Genomic DNA, 15,749 nt, shown 5'->3' with positions numbered 1-15,749 from the left:
GCGACTAATACATCTTCCACGGAAACCAAAAAGAGAGAACAGCAATAAAGACAAAAAAGAACAGAAATAGAAAAAAGTGTTACCCATGTGCCCGGTCTAAAGTGTAACCTATGTACCCGGTCGTACAGTTTTCTTAGTCCCCTCTCGAGAGGGGATTTAGGGGTGTGTTATTCGTGCCCGCGTGATCTTCAGATCGCGTTGGCAGCCGTAGCCGAGTCTGAAGACTCGACTACCACAACGTAAGATGTCTTGGCGATTGCAAGACGAACATTATAAATGTTACCGGAGATCGGTTTTTTGACTATAATAGACAGATGCAACGACCACGCCGCAAAACAGAACCACGCAGGCACGTCTGCGTAATCGTGAACGAAAGCGCCGCTACCTATCGCCCGGAACCGATCGAGCGATTGACCGCCGCGATCCGAAAACGGGGCGACCAGTATACTGTGATCAGGCCCAAGAGCGCTCACGAACTGTCGGACGCAGCTCAGGCGGCCTGTGGCCGGCGGCGGGGGCGACGTCTGTTGCCGCAAATGTTTGAGCGGCGCGGTCGGGTTACTTCCCTCGTGGCCTGCGGCGGTGACGGTACTTTCAATCTGGTAGCGCGGGCCGCCCGGTTCGCCGACATACCGGTCGGACTCTTGCCGATGGGCCGGTTCAACAATATAGGACGCTCACTCTACACCGATCTGGGCGCCGCTGCCTGTATTAAGAGAATTGCCGGACGCGAAGTTCGCTTGATCGATGTCGGCAACGTGTCCGGACAACCTTTCTTCGGCGCCATCGGGCTGGGTCTGATACCGCATCTAACCAGGATGCTGGCCGACCAAAAGACACCCCGCCTGGGGATGGGCTGGGCTCGTGTGGTGGGTCAGGCCGCGTCCAAAATCGAACCGAAGAAACTGGTGGTTAAAGTGGATGCTTTCCGTTTTGAGATTTCCCCCACTCTCCTGAATGTCAATCTGCTGTCGCATGCGGGGGGGTTGGCCATGTCGCCGGCCTCGCTGACCGATGACCGCCGAGCCGAGATTATTTTCGATGTTTCAGTGGGGCATCGCGAGTTGGGGACATTCGCCCGCCAACTCCACTCCGGCAAATTCCTTTACGGCGCCAACGTCCGGCTCTTCCGTGGTTCGGTTATCACCATCCAACCCATACAGGGACGGACTCTTTATCTCGACGGTGAACTGATCGAACTGCCGACCAACCTGGTCGAAATCAAAATCGATGACAAACAGTTGAAAGTCTTTCAGTGACAATGCGGCAGTGTGATCAATGAAACTATTCTTGCTGATCGTGGTGCCGGCATTCATTGGCTCCTCGACCTTCGGCGCCGACACCCAACCGGCTGATTCGACCGAAGCGGTAGACAGCACGATGGTCTTGCCGACTGATTCACTCAATGTAGATTCCCTGCCGGTCGACAGTGTGGCAGCCGTCGACACCGTTGTCTTCAACCCCGGTCAAAGCCTGAAGGGCTACCGACCAGTCACCGACTCCACCAACCTGGAGCAAAGGCTGGGTCAGCGCCCGATGGTAGCCATGTTCAAGTCTATGGTCCTTCCCGGCTGGGGACAACAGGGCAACAAACGTCATATCAAGGCTCTGGTCTATCTGGGACTGGAGGCCTGGATGGTGGGCGCTGCGTTTCACTATCACCGGCAAGTGTCCGATTTCCGCCAACTGTTCGATGAAACTCCCACCGAGAATGTCTCTTTGCGCAACGACTACTACACGCTCTATCAGGACCGAAAAGACGAACGATCCAAATACACCTGGTTTGCGGTGATCGTGGCTTTTGTGTCGATGTTCGATGCCTACGTCGATGCGCACTTGTCCGGCTTTCCGCGTCAGGACGACGACGTTCTGACCATATCGGTGACGCCCACCGTCGACCGTGGCGTGAGAGCTATCTTGTCGGTTGGCTTTTAGTCGCGCAGAATCAGATCGCGGGTATTCAGTCCATATCTTTCGGGGTCGATGAGCCGCACTACGACACGGGCACTCTCTTCCGGCAAAGACAAGTCCGCCCACTCCGGTTCCGATAACGGCCCCTGCTGGTTGCCGATGATCTTCACGTATGGCCGATTGCGATCAGTTTCGCTGTTGGTCAGAATCAGCGCCACCTCATCGGTACTCAACAGAACCAGCGAGCCGGCCGGATAAATACCGACCACATCGGTGAAGAGTTTCAAAAGGAAGGCATCAAACTTGGCATGCATCTGAAAATGCATTTTGCGCAGCACTTCGTCGGCCGGAATGGCTTTCTTGATGTAGATACGACCCGAAGTGAGGGCATCGAAACTGTCCACAATTGAGATAATGCGCGAAAACAGATTCACCGGACGTTTGCGGTCGGGTAGACGGGGGTAGCCGGAGTTATCGGGGCTGATATGATGCTCGAAAGCGCCCCGGGCGGCACGCGCCGTATGAACGTCGAGTTTGAGACTTCGCATAATCGTCTTGGCTCCCAACAAGGGATGACGTTGCATCTGAAGCCAGTCGTCCTCATCAAACTTATCCGGCTTTCGGATCAGGTCGGTGGGCAGCTTGACCTTACCGGCATCATGGAAGATAGCAGCAAATCCCAATTGAGCCAAACGAGGCCGATCCAAACCCAGGCGCACACCCAGGGTAAGAGCATAGACGCAGACATTCACCGAGTGAGCATAGGTGTAGTCGTCGTAATCACGAATAGCCGTTAACTCGATCAACGATGACTCGTCGCGCACTATGTGATCGATCAGGGTGTGGACGACACGCTTGGTTTTGGAAACATTGACCTCTTTGTGTTCGGAAAGCCCGACTACGGTTTCCTCGACTACGTTCATGGCCCTGAAGAAATTGGCCCGGGCTGCCGAACGAAACTCACGTCGAACCTCTTCGGTGGTGTTTGAATGTTCGGCGTTGACCTCTTTTGCCGACAGGAGTTTCACGTGGGCCAGTTGGGCCGCCTTCAGTCGCGCCGACAACTCATCGATATTGTCCGAACCCGGTTTGATTTCCGACATGAACTTGAACAAACGGCCGGCATCACCTTCCTCAATGCCGTCTGCCAGTACCACCCCGCCCAGTCCAACCGCTTTCCACTCGCGTACCACGGCCATGGCGCCGGACAGCCCGGTGTCGTCAAAACGCACCATCCGCTCATTGACGAAATACCGTCCCGAGACCGTCTTGATGGCCACACTCCCGGAGTCCTTCGAAATCTGTTTGAGATACTTGTGAAAAGCCTGGCACTGGCGGATGAAGGTACGGTTGTTTTCATCGATTATGCGAGCCGTCTTGTAGACGACAAAGAAGGCGGTCAGCAGGTGCTGTTCGAGTTGCCCGCCAAGTGTCCGGGCCTGTTGCTGGTCGGTCAGGGTAGTCATTGATCTTCCCCGTATATGTTCTCACGGCGACGTTGCAGCGTGTAAACGGCCTGCTTGCGAATCGACGGTCGCCAACTTGAAGTCAGCTTGACCAGCAAACGTTCCGACCGTTCACTATGATTGTAGGAGAGCGCCTCGAAAGCAGCCGTGCGAAAGAGCGACTGGCGAGTATCACCGAACAGGTTGAAGCGCAGTATCAACTGCGATAAGTAGCCGACCGCCTGCTCACCACCGAGTCTTGAGTAGGCGTTCAACAACGACTGCTGCTCGGTCCCATCCAACGATGCAAAGCTGTTGTCATCGATCACCTCGCCGATAACTCCAAAAGCATCCTCACCGCGACGGGCAACGATGGCTTCGACGGCCAAACCGCGGATGGCCCGATCGGAATCGGCTACCAGTGTCTTGAGCAGGCCCAACGACTCTGACGTCGGGCTGCTCTTGAGCGCCGTTACCAACTCCATGCGCACTTGCGGCTCCTCATGCTCTACTACGCGCTCGAGATACCTGAGCGCCCTGGCATCACCGATTCGGGCCAGGATCGTCACCGAATTGCGGACCACCTGCCAGCGTTTGTCAAACACGCCCTTGGCTACGATGTCGATATTATCTTGTCCCCGCGCGGTAAGATAATCCTTGAGGGCTTCCCGATGCAGATGGTGCTCAAACTCTCCCATAAGATCGGTGATACCGCTAAGCGATTCCCAGCCCAAATTGTCAAGATACTTCTTGATCTCGGACACACCCACCTCCGGATGAGCGTTCATCGATTCCGCCAGTACCGCCAGCCGTTCGCGACTACCGGCTGTGACACCGGCCTCAATCAGTCGGACCGACCAGGCCGGTTTCTTCTGCCTTAGTTTTTCCTCAAGCGTTTTCAGGTGAGCCAACAGACTACCGGCGTTGATCAGTTTTCCGGCGGCCACGAATTCGTTGATTATTTTCTCGCAAATCGTGACGGTCTCATCGAACCCGGGCAGATCCGGTTCCAGAAAGAGCACCTCTTTGGCCAGTTCCAAAGTCGACTCATGCGGATCAAAGTCGGCATCATCGATAAGCATCTCCTGAACGATACCGGCTTCTTCTTCGGACATGCTGAACCGATCGTTCATTTGCAGGGTCGTGTTGGGCAGGGTCGAGGTGGGCGGGGACGGGGCATCGCCGGACGGTGCGCTCAGACCGAGGGCGCGGGCTACTTCGATGGGTATCCCCGCGCCATCGTCGGTACCGGGCGCCGCCTCGACGGCATCGAATGAGGTTTGATCCTCATCGGCACCCACCGGATAGCCGCCGGCGCCGGAGTCCGGTGCGGCCATGATCGAAGCGTCATGGCCCACCGGTAACTCCGAAAGTTCCCCACTGTCGCCTAATGAAGCTTGTTCTATTGACGTCGTACCGGCATCACTTTGGGCGAATATCTGCGTATACTTCTCGTTGTCCTCAAATCCGAACTGACCGCCGCCGGTGGATTGACGATCGCCTTGCTCCAGGTACTCGTTGACATCGAATCCGGAGTCGTAGTCCGAAAGAGCCACATCTTCGAGCGTCTCGATTACAAAGCCGGATATACCCGCCTCCCAAATCAACCCGACAAGGTCCTCGGTGCGTCCGGGTGTGTTCAGGTAGGTCCGCACCGCGTCCAGAAGTTTGTAAACGTCGTCGACTTCAAGACCGGGCCGGAATTCGAACTCGGTGATCCCGGTCTCGAAAAACAGAGCAGCCAGTGATTCTTCTTTGGACTTGTCCTCGTAGACCTCCTCGCCTTCATATTCCAGCACACCCTTGGTGACGCGGATTCGGAAAGCGCCGTATTCTTCGACAATACTGACCAGCTTTTCGGCGAACGACAGCCTCATCGACTGAGGCAGCGGATTGTCGGCCGGGTACATGGAAACGACTTTGACCACTTTGAGGAGGTCTTTTAGGATAAAGCCAATTTCTTTTTTCAGTGGCTCGTTCATATACATTGCCGAATCTGGTGGGTCGGAAACCCTTGTGGTCCTGACAATTTCATCATCCAGTAGGTCGGGACCCCTTGTGGTCCTGACATTCGGACCGTTCAGCAGGGTCCTGGTCCGCCGCGGAGGAGTGCGACCCTGCTCGTCACCAACGCGCAGGGTCTCATCCCCCGCCTGTGGCGGGGCAAAGGACCCAGCGCAACATCCCACGAACCCCACAGCAAGCTGTGGGCCACCTGCCCCGCCTTCGCCGGGGCTCAAGACCTGACACAACATCGACGATTCTGCCGGGCGTATCTGTCGCCGGGCCGAACTATCGGTTATCATGTTATTAATCGGCTGGTTACCGGGATCGGTTTAGCGGGGCTCCAAGCGGGGACTGGGTGGCCCGGACGTTCGTCCGGGTTTCAAAGCGCCTCGGGTGGCCGTCTCAAACCTTGTTTGCGGCGGAGTGTGTTGTTGGCCGGTCTGCTGGGCGCGCGACCAGTCATTCCCGCGAAGGCGGGAATCCATCCGTGGTGCTGCCTGCTCCAATCGGAAGATGGACCCCCGCCATCGCGGGGGTGACAAACAATGGACCTGATTGACAAACGGATAACTGTGGCAAACTTGGAGATGGGTGGAGAGTAGTATTACGTACCCAGCGGAGTCTTCACCACAGCGGGTTTCGCTCGGCCCACCTGCACCCCCAGCACCGGCTTGAGATACTGGCCGGTGTAGGACTTGCCGACATAAGACACATCCTCCGGCGTACCGGCAGCAAGAATCCTTCCACCGTCGTCGCCGCCTTCGGGACCGAGGTCGATCACCCAGTCGGCCGTCTTGATGACATCAAGATTGTGTTCGATAACAAGCACCGTGTTACCACGATCAACCAGTTCTTCGAGCACACCGAGCAACATGCGAATGTCTTCAAAGTGCAGCCCGGTGGTCGGTTCATCGAGGATATACAGCGTTCGCCCCGTGGCCAGTTTGGAAAGCTCGGTAGCAAGTTTGACCCGCTGGGCTTCACCGCCTGAGAGCGTGGTCGCCTGCTGACCGAGATGGATGTAGCCAAGGCCGACATTGGCCAGAGTGAGCAGTTTCTTCTTGATACGGGGGATGTTTTCAAAAAAGATCAACGCTTCATCGACCGTCATGTCCAGCACATCGGCGATAGACTTTCCTTTGAACGTTACTTCCATCGTCTCACGGTTGTAACGTTTGCCTTTGCATACGTCGCACTTGACGTAAACATCAGGCAGGAAGTGCATCTCGATTTTGATGATGCCGTCACCGTCGCAGGCAGCGCAGCGGCCTCCTTTGACATTGAACGAAAACCGTCCCGGCAGATAGCCGCGCGCGCGGGCTTCGGGCAGCCCGGCGAACAGGTCGCGAATGTGCGTGAAGACGCCGGTGTAGGTGGCCGGGTTGGAACGAGGCGTGCGACCGATTGGTGACTGATCGATGTCGATCACTTTGTCGATGTGGTCCAGCCCATCGACACTATCGTAAGGCAGCGGCGCTTTGCGGCTCTGGTAAAACTGACGGGCCAACAGACGGTAGAGAGTTTCGTTGATTAACGTCGACTTGCCGGACCCTGATACGCCGGTCACAACCACAAAAACGCCCAGCGGTACTTCCAGGTCGATGTTCTTCAGGTTGTTACCGGTGGCGCCGGTCAGCCTGATAAACGATCCGTTCGGCTCCCGACGAGCCAGCGGTGTATCTATCTTGCGAGTCTCGGCCAGGTACTGCCCGGTGATCGATTTCTTGGATTTACGAATAGCGCTGGGCCGTCCGGTGGCCACGACATGCCCGCCGTTGACACCGGCGCCGGGGCCGAGGTCGATGACAAAATCGGCCTCTTCGATTGTTTCGCGATCATGTTCGACCACCAGCACGGTGTTGCCGATGTCGCGCAATTCTATCAGAGTGTTGAGCAATTTTCGATTGTCGCGCTGGTGCAATCCAATCGAAGGCTCATCCAAAATGTACAAGACGCCAACCAGCCGCGAACCGATCTGCGTAGCCAGTCTGATCCGCTGGGCTTCACCGCCGGAGAGTGTCGAGGCGGCGCGGTTGAGGGTCAGGTAGTCCAAACCGACATCGCACAGAAAGCCCAACCGTTCTTTCAGCTCTTTCAGAATCTGACGCGCTATAGTCTGCTGACGCTTGGAAAGTTTGATCTGGCGGAAGAAGGCGCGAATCTCCTTGATCGATTTGGCTGTCAGGCTGTCGATTGTTTCACGGTCCAGTATCACGGCCAGCGCTTCCGGTCTTAGCCTGGCGCCCTGGCAGGAGGGGCAGTCGGTTATCGACATGTAGTTCTCGATCCATTGTCGCACACCGGATGACTCAGTCTGCTTGTAGCGCCGTTCAAGATGAGGGATCACGCCCTCGAATTTGGATGTGTACACGCCGGAGCCACGGCCTTTGCCGGAGGTGTGCTCGAATTCGAAATCGATTTCCTGCCGACCGGAGCCGTGAAGGACAACCTCCTGGGTTTTTTCGGGCAGTCCTTTGAACGGTGTCGAAAACTTGAAATCGAAGTGCTTGGCCACCCCTTTGAGTTGGTAGCGGTACCAATTGGACATCTCTGCACCACCCCAGGGCCTGATAGCGCCGTCGGAGATAGACAATGAACGATCCGGCACGACCAGATCGGGATCAATTTCCATTTTCTGCCCGAGTCCGTCGCAGACCTTGCAAGCCCCAAACGGAGAGTTGAATGAAAACAGACGCGGACTTGGTTCGTCGTAGCTGATGTTACAATTAAGGCAGGCGAACTGCTCGGAGAACAACAGGTCTTTCCCCTTGATATTCACCAACACCGTGCCGCCGCCGGTCTTGAGGCCGGTTTCGACCGAGTCGGCCAAACGTCGTTTCGACTTTGCCTTGACCACCAGGCGGTCTATGACCGCTTCGATAGTGTGTTTCTTCTTTTTATCGAGTTCGAATTCGCTATCGGTCTCCACCACTTCGCCGTCGACACGCAGCCTGACGTAACCTTCGCGTAGAGCCTCTTCGATAATCTCTTTGTGCTCCCCTTTCTTGCCCCGCACCAGCGGGGCCAGCACCATCATGCGCGTGCCCTCTTCGAATGTAAGTACCGAATCGACGATCTGCTCCACCGTTTGCTGAGTAATCGGCTGGCCGCACTGGACACAGTGCGGCACACCTACCCGAGCGAACAGAAGTCTGAGATAATCGTAGATTTCGGTTATGGTACCGACCGTCGAGCGCGGGTTTTTGGGCGTGCCTTTTTGCTCAATCGAGATAGCCGGGGACAATCCCTCGATAAAGTCGACATCCGGCTTCTCCATCAGTCCGAGAAACTGGCGGGCATAAGCCGACAATGATTCGACATAGCGCCGTTGCCCCTCGGCGTAAATGGTATCGAAAGCCAGCGAACTCTTGCCGGAACCGGACAGCCCGGTAATCACGGTGAGGCTGTTGCGGGGAATTTTGACGTCAATGTTGCGCAGGTTGTGTTCGCGGGCGCCTTTGACGTGCAAGTACTGCTGGTTTTTCCTATTACGATTGCTGTTGGCCATATCATCTCGTCCAAAAAATGTAACCTGTAATATACGGACAGTTTACTCCGGCTCAAAGCGGATTTCTGCAATATCATATCACATATTCGCACCCCGACAAGGCGACAAATCGGCAAGGTGGTAAGCCACTATTTCGTGCTGCGCGGTGATAAACCACTATCTCGCGCTTCGCGCGTCCACCGCCTCATCCTGAGCGGACAGTCTGTGTCTTAATAGGGTTTCGCAGGGTCCTGACCACGCCCTAGGCGTGGTTGTGACCCTGCGATTCTCGACATCGTGTTGTGAGAGCAACCTCAAGCACCACCGGTTCACACGCTCGCCTTCGGCGAACGCAGGAACCGGTGGAACACACGATTGCGACACGGCCTGACCATGGCCGGCGGCTCACTAAAGTCCACTTGCGGGGGTCCGCAAGGCCTGCCGCACCTGTGATTGGAGACTTTTCAACCGGCTTAATCGAACATGCATTCGTTTTTGACATGCGAAATTTCTTGACAGAACGTCAGTAAACAATTTATTACGTCCGTTATGCAAGACCCGCACCAGGAATTCTTCGATCTTCTCGCTTCGGAGTGGGACCTCATGTTCACCTCCGAGGACCTCGAACGGCTGTCGCACATTGTGGACGGTCTTGGAGTACAAACCGACATGAACGTGATTGACTTGGGCTGCGGCACCGGGATATTATTTGACCTGATCCGGCGCAAAGTAGGCCCTCAAGGATCAGTCACCGGCGTCGATTTCTCTTTGCAAATGGTGCTTAAAGCACATCGTAACTTCCCTTTTTCCAACGTCAACTGTATTGATGGTGATGTGGCCTCACTGCCGTTCCGCAGCGACCACTTTGACCTGGGTGTCGCCTTCAGTGCTTTTCCGTATTTTTCGGACAAGCAGCAAACAGTCGATGAAGTCCATCGGGTGCTTAAGAAAGGGTCCAAGTTCTACATCATACACTTACAGTCATCCAAAGAGCTCTCGGCCATACACCATCGAATCGGTGGCGTGGTGGCTAATGATGAACTTCCTCCTGAGAGTTTGCTGACTGAGATTCTCCACAAAAGTAAGTTTACCGATGTGGTAATCGACGATCAACCTGGCCACTACCTGGCCACCGCGGTTACCGCAGAGTAGCCGACCTTCCTGAACAAATCCGATTTAGCTCGATGCCAGGATTTGTCTGAAGTTGGTACACAATCCATAGACTCATGCTTAAAAGTCCCCTCTTGAGAGGGGATTTAGGGGTGTGTTATTGATTCGACGCTGCGAAGAACACACCCCGCCCCGCCGTCGGCGGGGCACCCCTCTCGAGAGGGGAATAAGAAAAAAGTGTTACCCATGTACCCAGTCGTACTGTAACTACGCACGGCCGCGTGACCGTCTCAAACCTTGTTTGGGGCGGAAAGTAAAGTGAATCACCCCCAAAGCGGCTTTGAGCGTGGCGATAAGTCGCATTTTTGCGCTTCACGCCGGTCTCTGAAAAAAGCTGAGCCACCAAGACACGGCCTGACCGTGCACCCTTCGACTCCGCTCAGGGTGAGGTCAATGGCACGCGAAGCGCGAAAGAGTGATTCATCACCCCTTGAAGCCGCAACTGGTGTGCTTACCGTCACAGAAGGGCTTGTTCTCGGACCAACCGCAGCGGCAGATCGAAAAACGCCCTTCCCTCTCAATCAGAGAACCATCGACTAATTTGATCTGGGCCTTTTCGGTCTGTATTAAGGCCGGTCCGTTGGGGACTATTGTGATTTTGACATTGGGGTCGGACATTTGTGATTCCTAATTCTCGGTTTAGTTTTTGTATCCAATTGGCGGTGCTGTCGGGCGACTCGCCTGACAGTCTGTCTATTGTCATACAGGTGTCGGGCGGGGTCGCCCAACACCACCTGAATTCTCCCGCCCCAAAAAAGGTCGGGTGCGTGGTGTACGTCGACGTGCGTCACGTTTGGGTCATACTGAGCGCAGTCGAAGTATGAACTCCCGCCCCAAACAAGGTTTGGGGCGGCCACCCTTCGCGGGAATGACACCCATAAATGGGTTCCTTGCGCCTCGCGACTTGCAATCTCACGCTCCGTGTCCCATAACCTCACCCTGAGCGGAGTCGAAGGGTGGGCGCAGTGAGTGGGGCTACCCGCCATCATTCCTTGACCACAGTTACTTCACCACTGCAAAGAGTGACCCGGGCCTGTTCCGTTTGTAAGATCAAGCTGCCGTCTAAGTCGAAGTCGAGCACCCTACCTTCGATAATCCTGCGCCCCAAGGCCAGCTTAACCTGATGGCCCATCAGCGACGAATACCAACGCAATCTTGTTCGGCTGGTGCGTAAACCTCGTTTTTTGTAGCCGTTATACTCCTTCTCCAGACGCACCAGGAATTTTTGCAGGAGTTCCACGCGAGACTGTTTGCGTCTGGTAGCGCGGCGCAGCGATGTTGCAGTGGGTCGCAGTTCGCTGGGGAAATCTTCGGCCTGATGGTTGACGTTGATGCCGACACCGATCACGACATGCTCGATGCGTCGACCCTCGGCGGCCAGTTCGGTCAGAATTCCGGCCACTTTGCGTCCGGATATCAGCACGTCGTTGGGCCATTTGATTTTGGTCTGGTCCGGGCAGTATGCTTCTATCGTGTCGGCCAAAGCCAGGGCCGTCATGATCGACAATCCCGGCGCTTGTTCGGATGCAAAGCCCGGCCTCAAAATGATCGACGCATAGATGCCGGTCTCGGGTGGAGAATGCCAGGACCGGCTGAGACGGCCACGCCCTTTGGTCTGGATTTCACTGGTCACGAGAGTCCCTTCCGGCGCACCCTCGACCGCCAGGCGAGCGGCGATATCGTTGGTCGAGTGGACCGAATTGTAGGCATATATCGTCCGCCCCAGGTACTTGGTCTTAAGCTGGTAGCCGATCTCGGTGGCTGTGAGAAGGTCCGGTGCGTCCAAATAGGTGACCCCATTGCGGCCATGCTTCAATCGGTACCCCCACTGGGTGATATAAAGCAGGGCGCGGCTGAGGTCATCTTCGCTGACTCCGAAGCGTTCAACCAGGGAGGATATCGTCCGCACACGACCCGGTCGGGAGCGTATAGTCAGCAGGATATCATCGGCCAGACTTTCAAGACGCGCTTTATCGTTCATGTCAGGAAAACAACTTCATTGAGAAATCGGACGCCGGGGCGGAGTGGGTCAAAGCGCCGATCGAGACATAGTCAACACCACTGGCGGCCACCTCGCCGATATTCCCGAGCGTCACGTTGCCGGATGCTTCGAGTTTCACCTCTAAGTTTAATCGTCGTGCTGTGGTCACCAGTTCTTTCAAACTGTCCGGCCTTTGATTGTCCAGCAGCAGCCTGTGCACACCAGCGTTGATCGCCTCGCTGAGTTCCTCCAGGTTGCTAACTTCCACCTCTATTTCAATCTTATCAGCGGGAACATCGAACTGGAGTCGGTAATCGGTTGAATCCAGCCACTCCCGCACACGCATGACGGCGCCTTCGATTGACCCGGCGGCGGCGATGTGGTTGTCCTTTATCAGCACCATGTCGAACAGCCCTCGCCGGTGGTTCTCCCCGCCGCCATGCTTGACAGCATCTTTTTCCAGGCTGCGAAAACCGGGCGTGGTTTTTCGTGTATCGAGGATGGTGCAGTTGGTGCCGCCAGCGGCTTTGACGAACCGATCGGTCAGCGTGGCCACGCCGCTGAGATGAGCCAGAAAATTCAAGGCGGTACGTTCGGCCGTCAAAAGTGTCTGATTCAAACCCTCAAGCTCGACAACAGTCTCCCCCGGCTTGAAACTATCGCCATCCGCTTTCAGCGCAGTAAGTTTGTTGGCCGAATCGACCATCTCGAACGTCAGGATAACCGGCGCCATGCCGCTTAGGACCCCTTCTGACTTGGCCACTATGACACCCTTGACCACATCCGGTTCCAGCGCCGCCAGTGAGGTTACATCGCCTTTTCCGATGTCTTCCTCCAGCGCCGACCGGACCAGGTTGATCATTGATGGGTCCCAGGGTTTCATAGTAGATAATCAACGTGTGGGTTGGCAAATGTCAATCGGGAATTTATATTCCTTCTATGGTAAAACTCAAGCACCAGAACAAGACCGTCGCGGTCATCGGCTATGGTTCTCAGGGTCGGGCTATTGCGCTCAACCTGCAAGAGTCAGGCTATGACGTAATAGTCGGGCTGCGACCACGTTCCAAGTCGCGACGTCAGGCAAGCGCCGATGGGATCGACCACATCACCACTGTCCGTCGGGCGGCCGATAAGGGCGATATCATCGCTTTTGCCTTTCCGGATCATTTACATAGCGCGGTCTTCGAACAACAAATCCTTCAAACGCTGACGCCTGCGAAAACGCTGCTGTTCCTGGCCGGCATGTCGATCTATTTCATGCTGGTAGTACCGCCCCGGGAATGCGACGTGGTCATGCTGGCGCCGCACGCTCCGGGCGTGGCCGTGCGTGAGCATTATGGAAGTGCCAAGCCATTGTCGGCGTTCATCGCTGTCCATCAAGACAAATCCAGGCGAGCCTTGGCAACAGTTCGCGAACTGGCTCAGGCTGTCGGGTTTGACAAAAAACGACTCGTGCACACCACCTTCGAAGCCGAAGCACTGGGCGACCTGTTCGGGGAGCAGGCTGTGCTATGCGGTGGGCTGGCCATGCTGGTCAAGAGCGGTTTTGAGACGCTGGTAAAAAAAGGGCTGCCGGCTGAGAACGCATATCTGGAGGTAGCCTACCAACTTGATCTGATTGTCGATCTCATCAAGAAGCACGGTATCGAGGGTATGCTTAGGCGCATCTCGGTGGCTGCTCGTTTCGGCGCTGTGCAAACGGGACCCAAGGTTATTGACAAGTCCGTACAGAGACGGATGGAAAAAGTATACGACAGCATCGCCTCTGGCACCTTCCCCAAAGAACTAAGCAAGCTCACGGCGCGCGACCTGTCGGAGCTTGACAAGAAGGTCAAACAACTGAGCAATCCGCAATTCGAGAAACAGGCACGAAAGTATTCAGACTCGGATTGATCGATTGCTATTTCATCCGGTACCCCACCCAGAGGCTTTGCGACGGGTGGGTTGAAATAGTCTAATCAGCACGTTGCGGCCGGTCTTGTCCCCCGCCACAGGCCGGGGATGTGACCTGACGCTCTCAAGTAGGTCACGAGCCCTGTGCTCCTGACAATGTCACCCCGAGCGCAGTCGAGGGGTGAATCTTACCAAGCGTTCATGGTTCGACTCCGCTCACCATGAGGTTTCGCGCGAAGCGCGCGAAACCCGGCTTGACCGGGTGGGCGGCAGAAGTAGGGCAGTCCGCCGCGGCGGACTGTGATCCTGCCGACATAGGCGGGTCCACGCCGCGGCGCGCAGGCGAAGGCGGACCCACCCTACAGATCGATTGCAATCTCATCCGGTTTGAGTGGTGTTGGGCGACACCGCCCGACATCTGCCTTCCAGTCTACTGGCCGTCAGGCGAGTCGCCCGACAGCACCATCTCCTTGCGAAAACAAGCGCGCAAGTATACAGGCTCATATTGATCGGTCATTGCCCCGCGACCACATTCGTACAATCCAAAACGCCAGCAGGCTGAAAATCAACCCAAAGTGAATCCCCGCCCACATCCGCTGAAAGTTCTGGCATCGCCGGTACTCGAACTCGGGGAAAGCTTCATACCCAAGCCAAACACCGACCGTCATCAGGGCTACCAATACGATCAAACCCACGGCGGCGAAGCGCCATGACAATCTTGGTTTTAGCCAGTCGTAGACGGACTTCAGGGCCACCAGGGTCAGCGGAATCATGAAAATAAACGGTGGAAACAGTATCCGCGTTTCACGCGCGTTGGTAAAGAACAGGGTCAGCACCAACGTAACCGGCAGGGTGAGCCATGTCCCAAGCTTCAAGAAGCGGGCCGAGGGATCGACGCCTTTGCGCACGAGTCCGGCCAGCGCCAACGGCCAGAGAAAACCGAACGATATGAAAAGCGAGAACAGTGTATCCGAGGTTCGCAGCGGATTCTCGAAATTGAACAGTATCAGCGAATAGCGCGCCGGGTCCGGGGTCTGCCAAACGACGAGATAGTAGACGGCATAAACAACAACCGGCACCGCCGACATCAGTACTATCCTGCGTCGCGGCACTTGTTTGCAGTACATCATGGCCGTGACCAGCATAGGACCATAGAAAATAAGACTTTGTTCGCGCGCGAAACAACTCAGTGTGAACCAGATTAAACCAGTGATCAAGCGTGACTTCAGCAATGCCACTATCGCCAACATCACGAACAGGTGCGCCCACAGATCGTCCCAGGTGTGCATCGGCTCGATATGTGCAGCCAGAATCGGGTAGGCGCTCAGAACCAGAAACAAGCCCAGCCGCGACCAACCGACCGAGAATCGAAGCTGTCTCAGATAGTAGTAGAAACTCAGGCCGATAGCAGCGGCCAACGAAAACTGAACGGCAAAGAACGACGTCTTCACTTCAAACAAAAACAACCTTCCGAATAATTCAATCGAGTTGGCCATGAAGGGACGTATTGAGAATGGATAAGTGCTGAGTCTCATCTGGTGAGACTCAACAAAGATATCCTCGGAGAGTTGCATGTATGAGCCGCACCATTTCCAATGCAGGAAAAACGAAAGCACAACTACACCCAGCGTAATTCCCGCCGCGATTGAGAACTCGGATCGCTCTGATAGCTTGGCTTTCGGGTCATGCTGATTCATGTGGGCATCAAAGTAGGTTGGTCGCAATAAAGTGTCAACCAGGAATCGACGAGCATCGGCAGCATGACGGCGCTCCCATGGACTTATTAAGCTCAGCTAATAACCTATTGAGGTCCACAATGTTAGTAGGCGGTGGCGGCCGTCCAAAAATGAACCGG

The 15,749-nt window shown here is 55.6% G+C and carries 11 protein-coding genes; 4 read left to right on the top strand and 7 right to left on the bottom strand.

Annotated features, from left to right (window positions below; all coding sequences use genetic code 11):
* The first annotated feature begins 314 nt into the window (after positions 1-314).
* Both OEV49_16085 and OEV49_16080 read left to right on the top strand, forming a co-directional pair.
* The gene (locus OEV49_16085) at positions 315-1,259 is read left to right on the top strand and encodes a diacylglycerol kinase family protein (protein MDH3892586.1); all 945 of its coding nucleotides are present in this window, start codon (positions 315-317) and stop codon (positions 1,257-1,259) included.
* Positions 1,260-1,278: 19 nt separating this feature from the next.
* On the top strand, positions 1,279-1,935 hold the full coding sequence (locus OEV49_16080) for a DUF5683 domain-containing protein (protein MDH3892585.1): 657 nt from the start codon (positions 1,279-1,281) through the stop codon (positions 1,933-1,935).
* Here the strand turns inward: OEV49_16080 and OEV49_16075 are convergent.
* The 3 genes from OEV49_16075 to uvrA all read right to left on the bottom strand — a co-directional run bounded on the left by OEV49_16075 (position 1,932) and on the right by uvrA (position 8,871).
* A complete protein-coding gene (locus OEV49_16075; protein ID MDH3892584.1) occupies positions 1,932-3,377 on the bottom strand; it encodes an HD domain-containing protein in 1,446 nt (481 codons plus the stop codon). The genes OEV49_16080 and OEV49_16075 overlap by 4 nt on opposite strands.
* Positions 3,374-5,338 (bottom strand): HEAT repeat domain-containing protein, encoded by a 1,965-nt coding sequence (locus tag OEV49_16070; protein MDH3892583.1) that lies wholly within the window; start codon positions 5,336-5,338, stop codon positions 3,374-3,376. Before OEV49_16070 ends, OEV49_16075 begins: the two co-directional genes overlap by 4 nt.
* 629 nt (positions 5,339-5,967) lie before the next feature.
* Positions 5,968-8,871 (bottom strand): excinuclease ABC subunit UvrA, encoded by a 2,904-nt coding sequence (uvrA, locus tag OEV49_16065; GenBank protein ID MDH3892582.1) that lies wholly within the window; start codon positions 8,869-8,871, stop codon positions 5,968-5,970.
* 528 nt (positions 8,872-9,399) lie between these two features.
* Between uvrA and OEV49_16060 the strand changes: the two genes are divergently transcribed.
* On the top strand, positions 9,400-10,002 hold the full coding sequence (locus tag OEV49_16060; GenBank protein MDH3892581.1) for a class I SAM-dependent methyltransferase: 603 nt from the start codon (positions 9,400-9,402) through the stop codon (positions 10,000-10,002).
* 441 nt (positions 10,003-10,443) lie between these two features.
* On the opposite strand, the gene OEV49_16055 is transcribed toward OEV49_16060, so the two are convergent.
* The 3 genes from OEV49_16055 to nadC all read right to left on the bottom strand — a co-directional run bounded on the left by OEV49_16055 (position 10,444) and on the right by nadC (position 12,884).
* A complete protein-coding gene (locus OEV49_16055; GenBank protein MDH3892580.1) occupies positions 10,444-10,638 on the bottom strand; it encodes a CDGSH iron-sulfur domain-containing protein in 195 nt (64 codons plus the stop codon).
* 367 nt (positions 10,639-11,005) lie between these two features.
* The gene (locus OEV49_16050; protein MDH3892579.1) at positions 11,006-12,001 is read right to left on the bottom strand and encodes a biotin--[acetyl-CoA-carboxylase] ligase; all 996 of its coding nucleotides are present in this window, start codon (positions 11,999-12,001) and stop codon (positions 11,006-11,008) included.
* 1 nt (position 12,002) lies between these two features.
* Entirely contained in the window at positions 12,003-12,884 is an 882-nt protein-coding gene (nadC, locus tag OEV49_16045; protein ID MDH3892578.1) for a carboxylating nicotinate-nucleotide diphosphorylase, read from the bottom strand.
* Positions 12,885-12,940: 56 nt separating this feature from the next.
* Here nadC and ilvC point away from each other — a divergent pair, with 56 nt between their 5' ends.
* A complete protein-coding gene (gene ilvC, locus OEV49_16040; GenBank protein MDH3892577.1) occupies positions 12,941-13,894 on the top strand; it encodes a ketol-acid reductoisomerase in 954 nt (317 codons plus the stop codon).
* A 500-nt stretch (positions 13,895-14,394) separates the two neighbouring features.
* Here the strand turns inward: ilvC and OEV49_16035 are convergent, their stop codons facing one another.
* Positions 14,395-15,591 carry a hypothetical protein gene (locus tag OEV49_16035; protein MDH3892576.1) on the bottom strand — a complete coding sequence of 399 codons (1,197 nt, stop codon included), beginning with the start codon at positions 15,589-15,591 and terminating at the stop codon, positions 14,395-14,397.
* Between the last annotated feature and the right edge of the window lie 158 nt (positions 15,592-15,749).

The organism is Candidatus Zixiibacteriota bacterium (assembly GCA_029860345.1).
In the GTDB taxonomy this organism is placed as follows: domain Bacteria; phylum Zixibacteria; class MSB-5A5; order GN15; family FEB-12; genus JAJRTA01.
The sequence above is the reverse complement of the archived record's forward strand: the minus strand, read 5'-3'. Positions and strand labels throughout refer to the sequence as shown.

Excerpts from the sequence above, each read along its gene's own strand:
- OEV49_16035 (MDH3892576.1), bottom strand. The coding sequence starts at position 15,591 with ATGAATCAGCATGACCCGAAAGCCAAGCTATCAGAGCGATCCGAGTTC.
- OEV49_16080 (MDH3892585.1), top strand. The coding sequence starts at position 1,279 with ATGAAACTATTCTTGCTGATCGTGGTGCCGGCATTCATTGGCTCCTCG.
- nadC (MDH3892578.1), bottom strand. The coding sequence starts at position 12,884 with ATGAAACCCTGGGACCCATCAATGATCAACCTGGTCCGGTCGGCGCTG.
- OEV49_16050 (MDH3892579.1), bottom strand. The coding sequence starts at position 12,001 with ATGAACGATAAAGCGCGTCTTGAAAGTCTGGCCGATGATATCCTGCTG.
- ilvC (MDH3892577.1), top strand. The coding sequence starts at position 12,941 with ATGGTAAAACTCAAGCACCAGAACAAGACCGTCGCGGTCATCGGCTAT.
- OEV49_16060 (MDH3892581.1), top strand. The coding sequence starts at position 9,400 with ATGCAAGACCCGCACCAGGAATTCTTCGATCTTCTCGCTTCGGAGTGG.
- OEV49_16085 (MDH3892586.1), top strand. The coding sequence starts at position 315 with ATGCAACGACCACGCCGCAAAACAGAACCACGCAGGCACGTCTGCGTA.
- OEV49_16075 (MDH3892584.1), bottom strand. The coding sequence starts at position 3,377 with ATGACTACCCTGACCGACCAGCAACAGGCCCGGACACTTGGCGGGCAA.
- OEV49_16070 (MDH3892583.1), bottom strand. The coding sequence starts at position 5,338 with ATGAACGAGCCACTGAAAAAAGAAATTGGCTTTATCCTAAAAGACCTC.
- uvrA (MDH3892582.1), bottom strand. The coding sequence starts at position 8,871 with ATGGCCAACAGCAATCGTAATAGGAAAAACCAGCAGTACTTGCACGTC.
- OEV49_16055 (MDH3892580.1), bottom strand. The coding sequence starts at position 10,638 with ATGTCCGACCCCAATGTCAAAATCACAATAGTCCCCAACGGACCGGCC.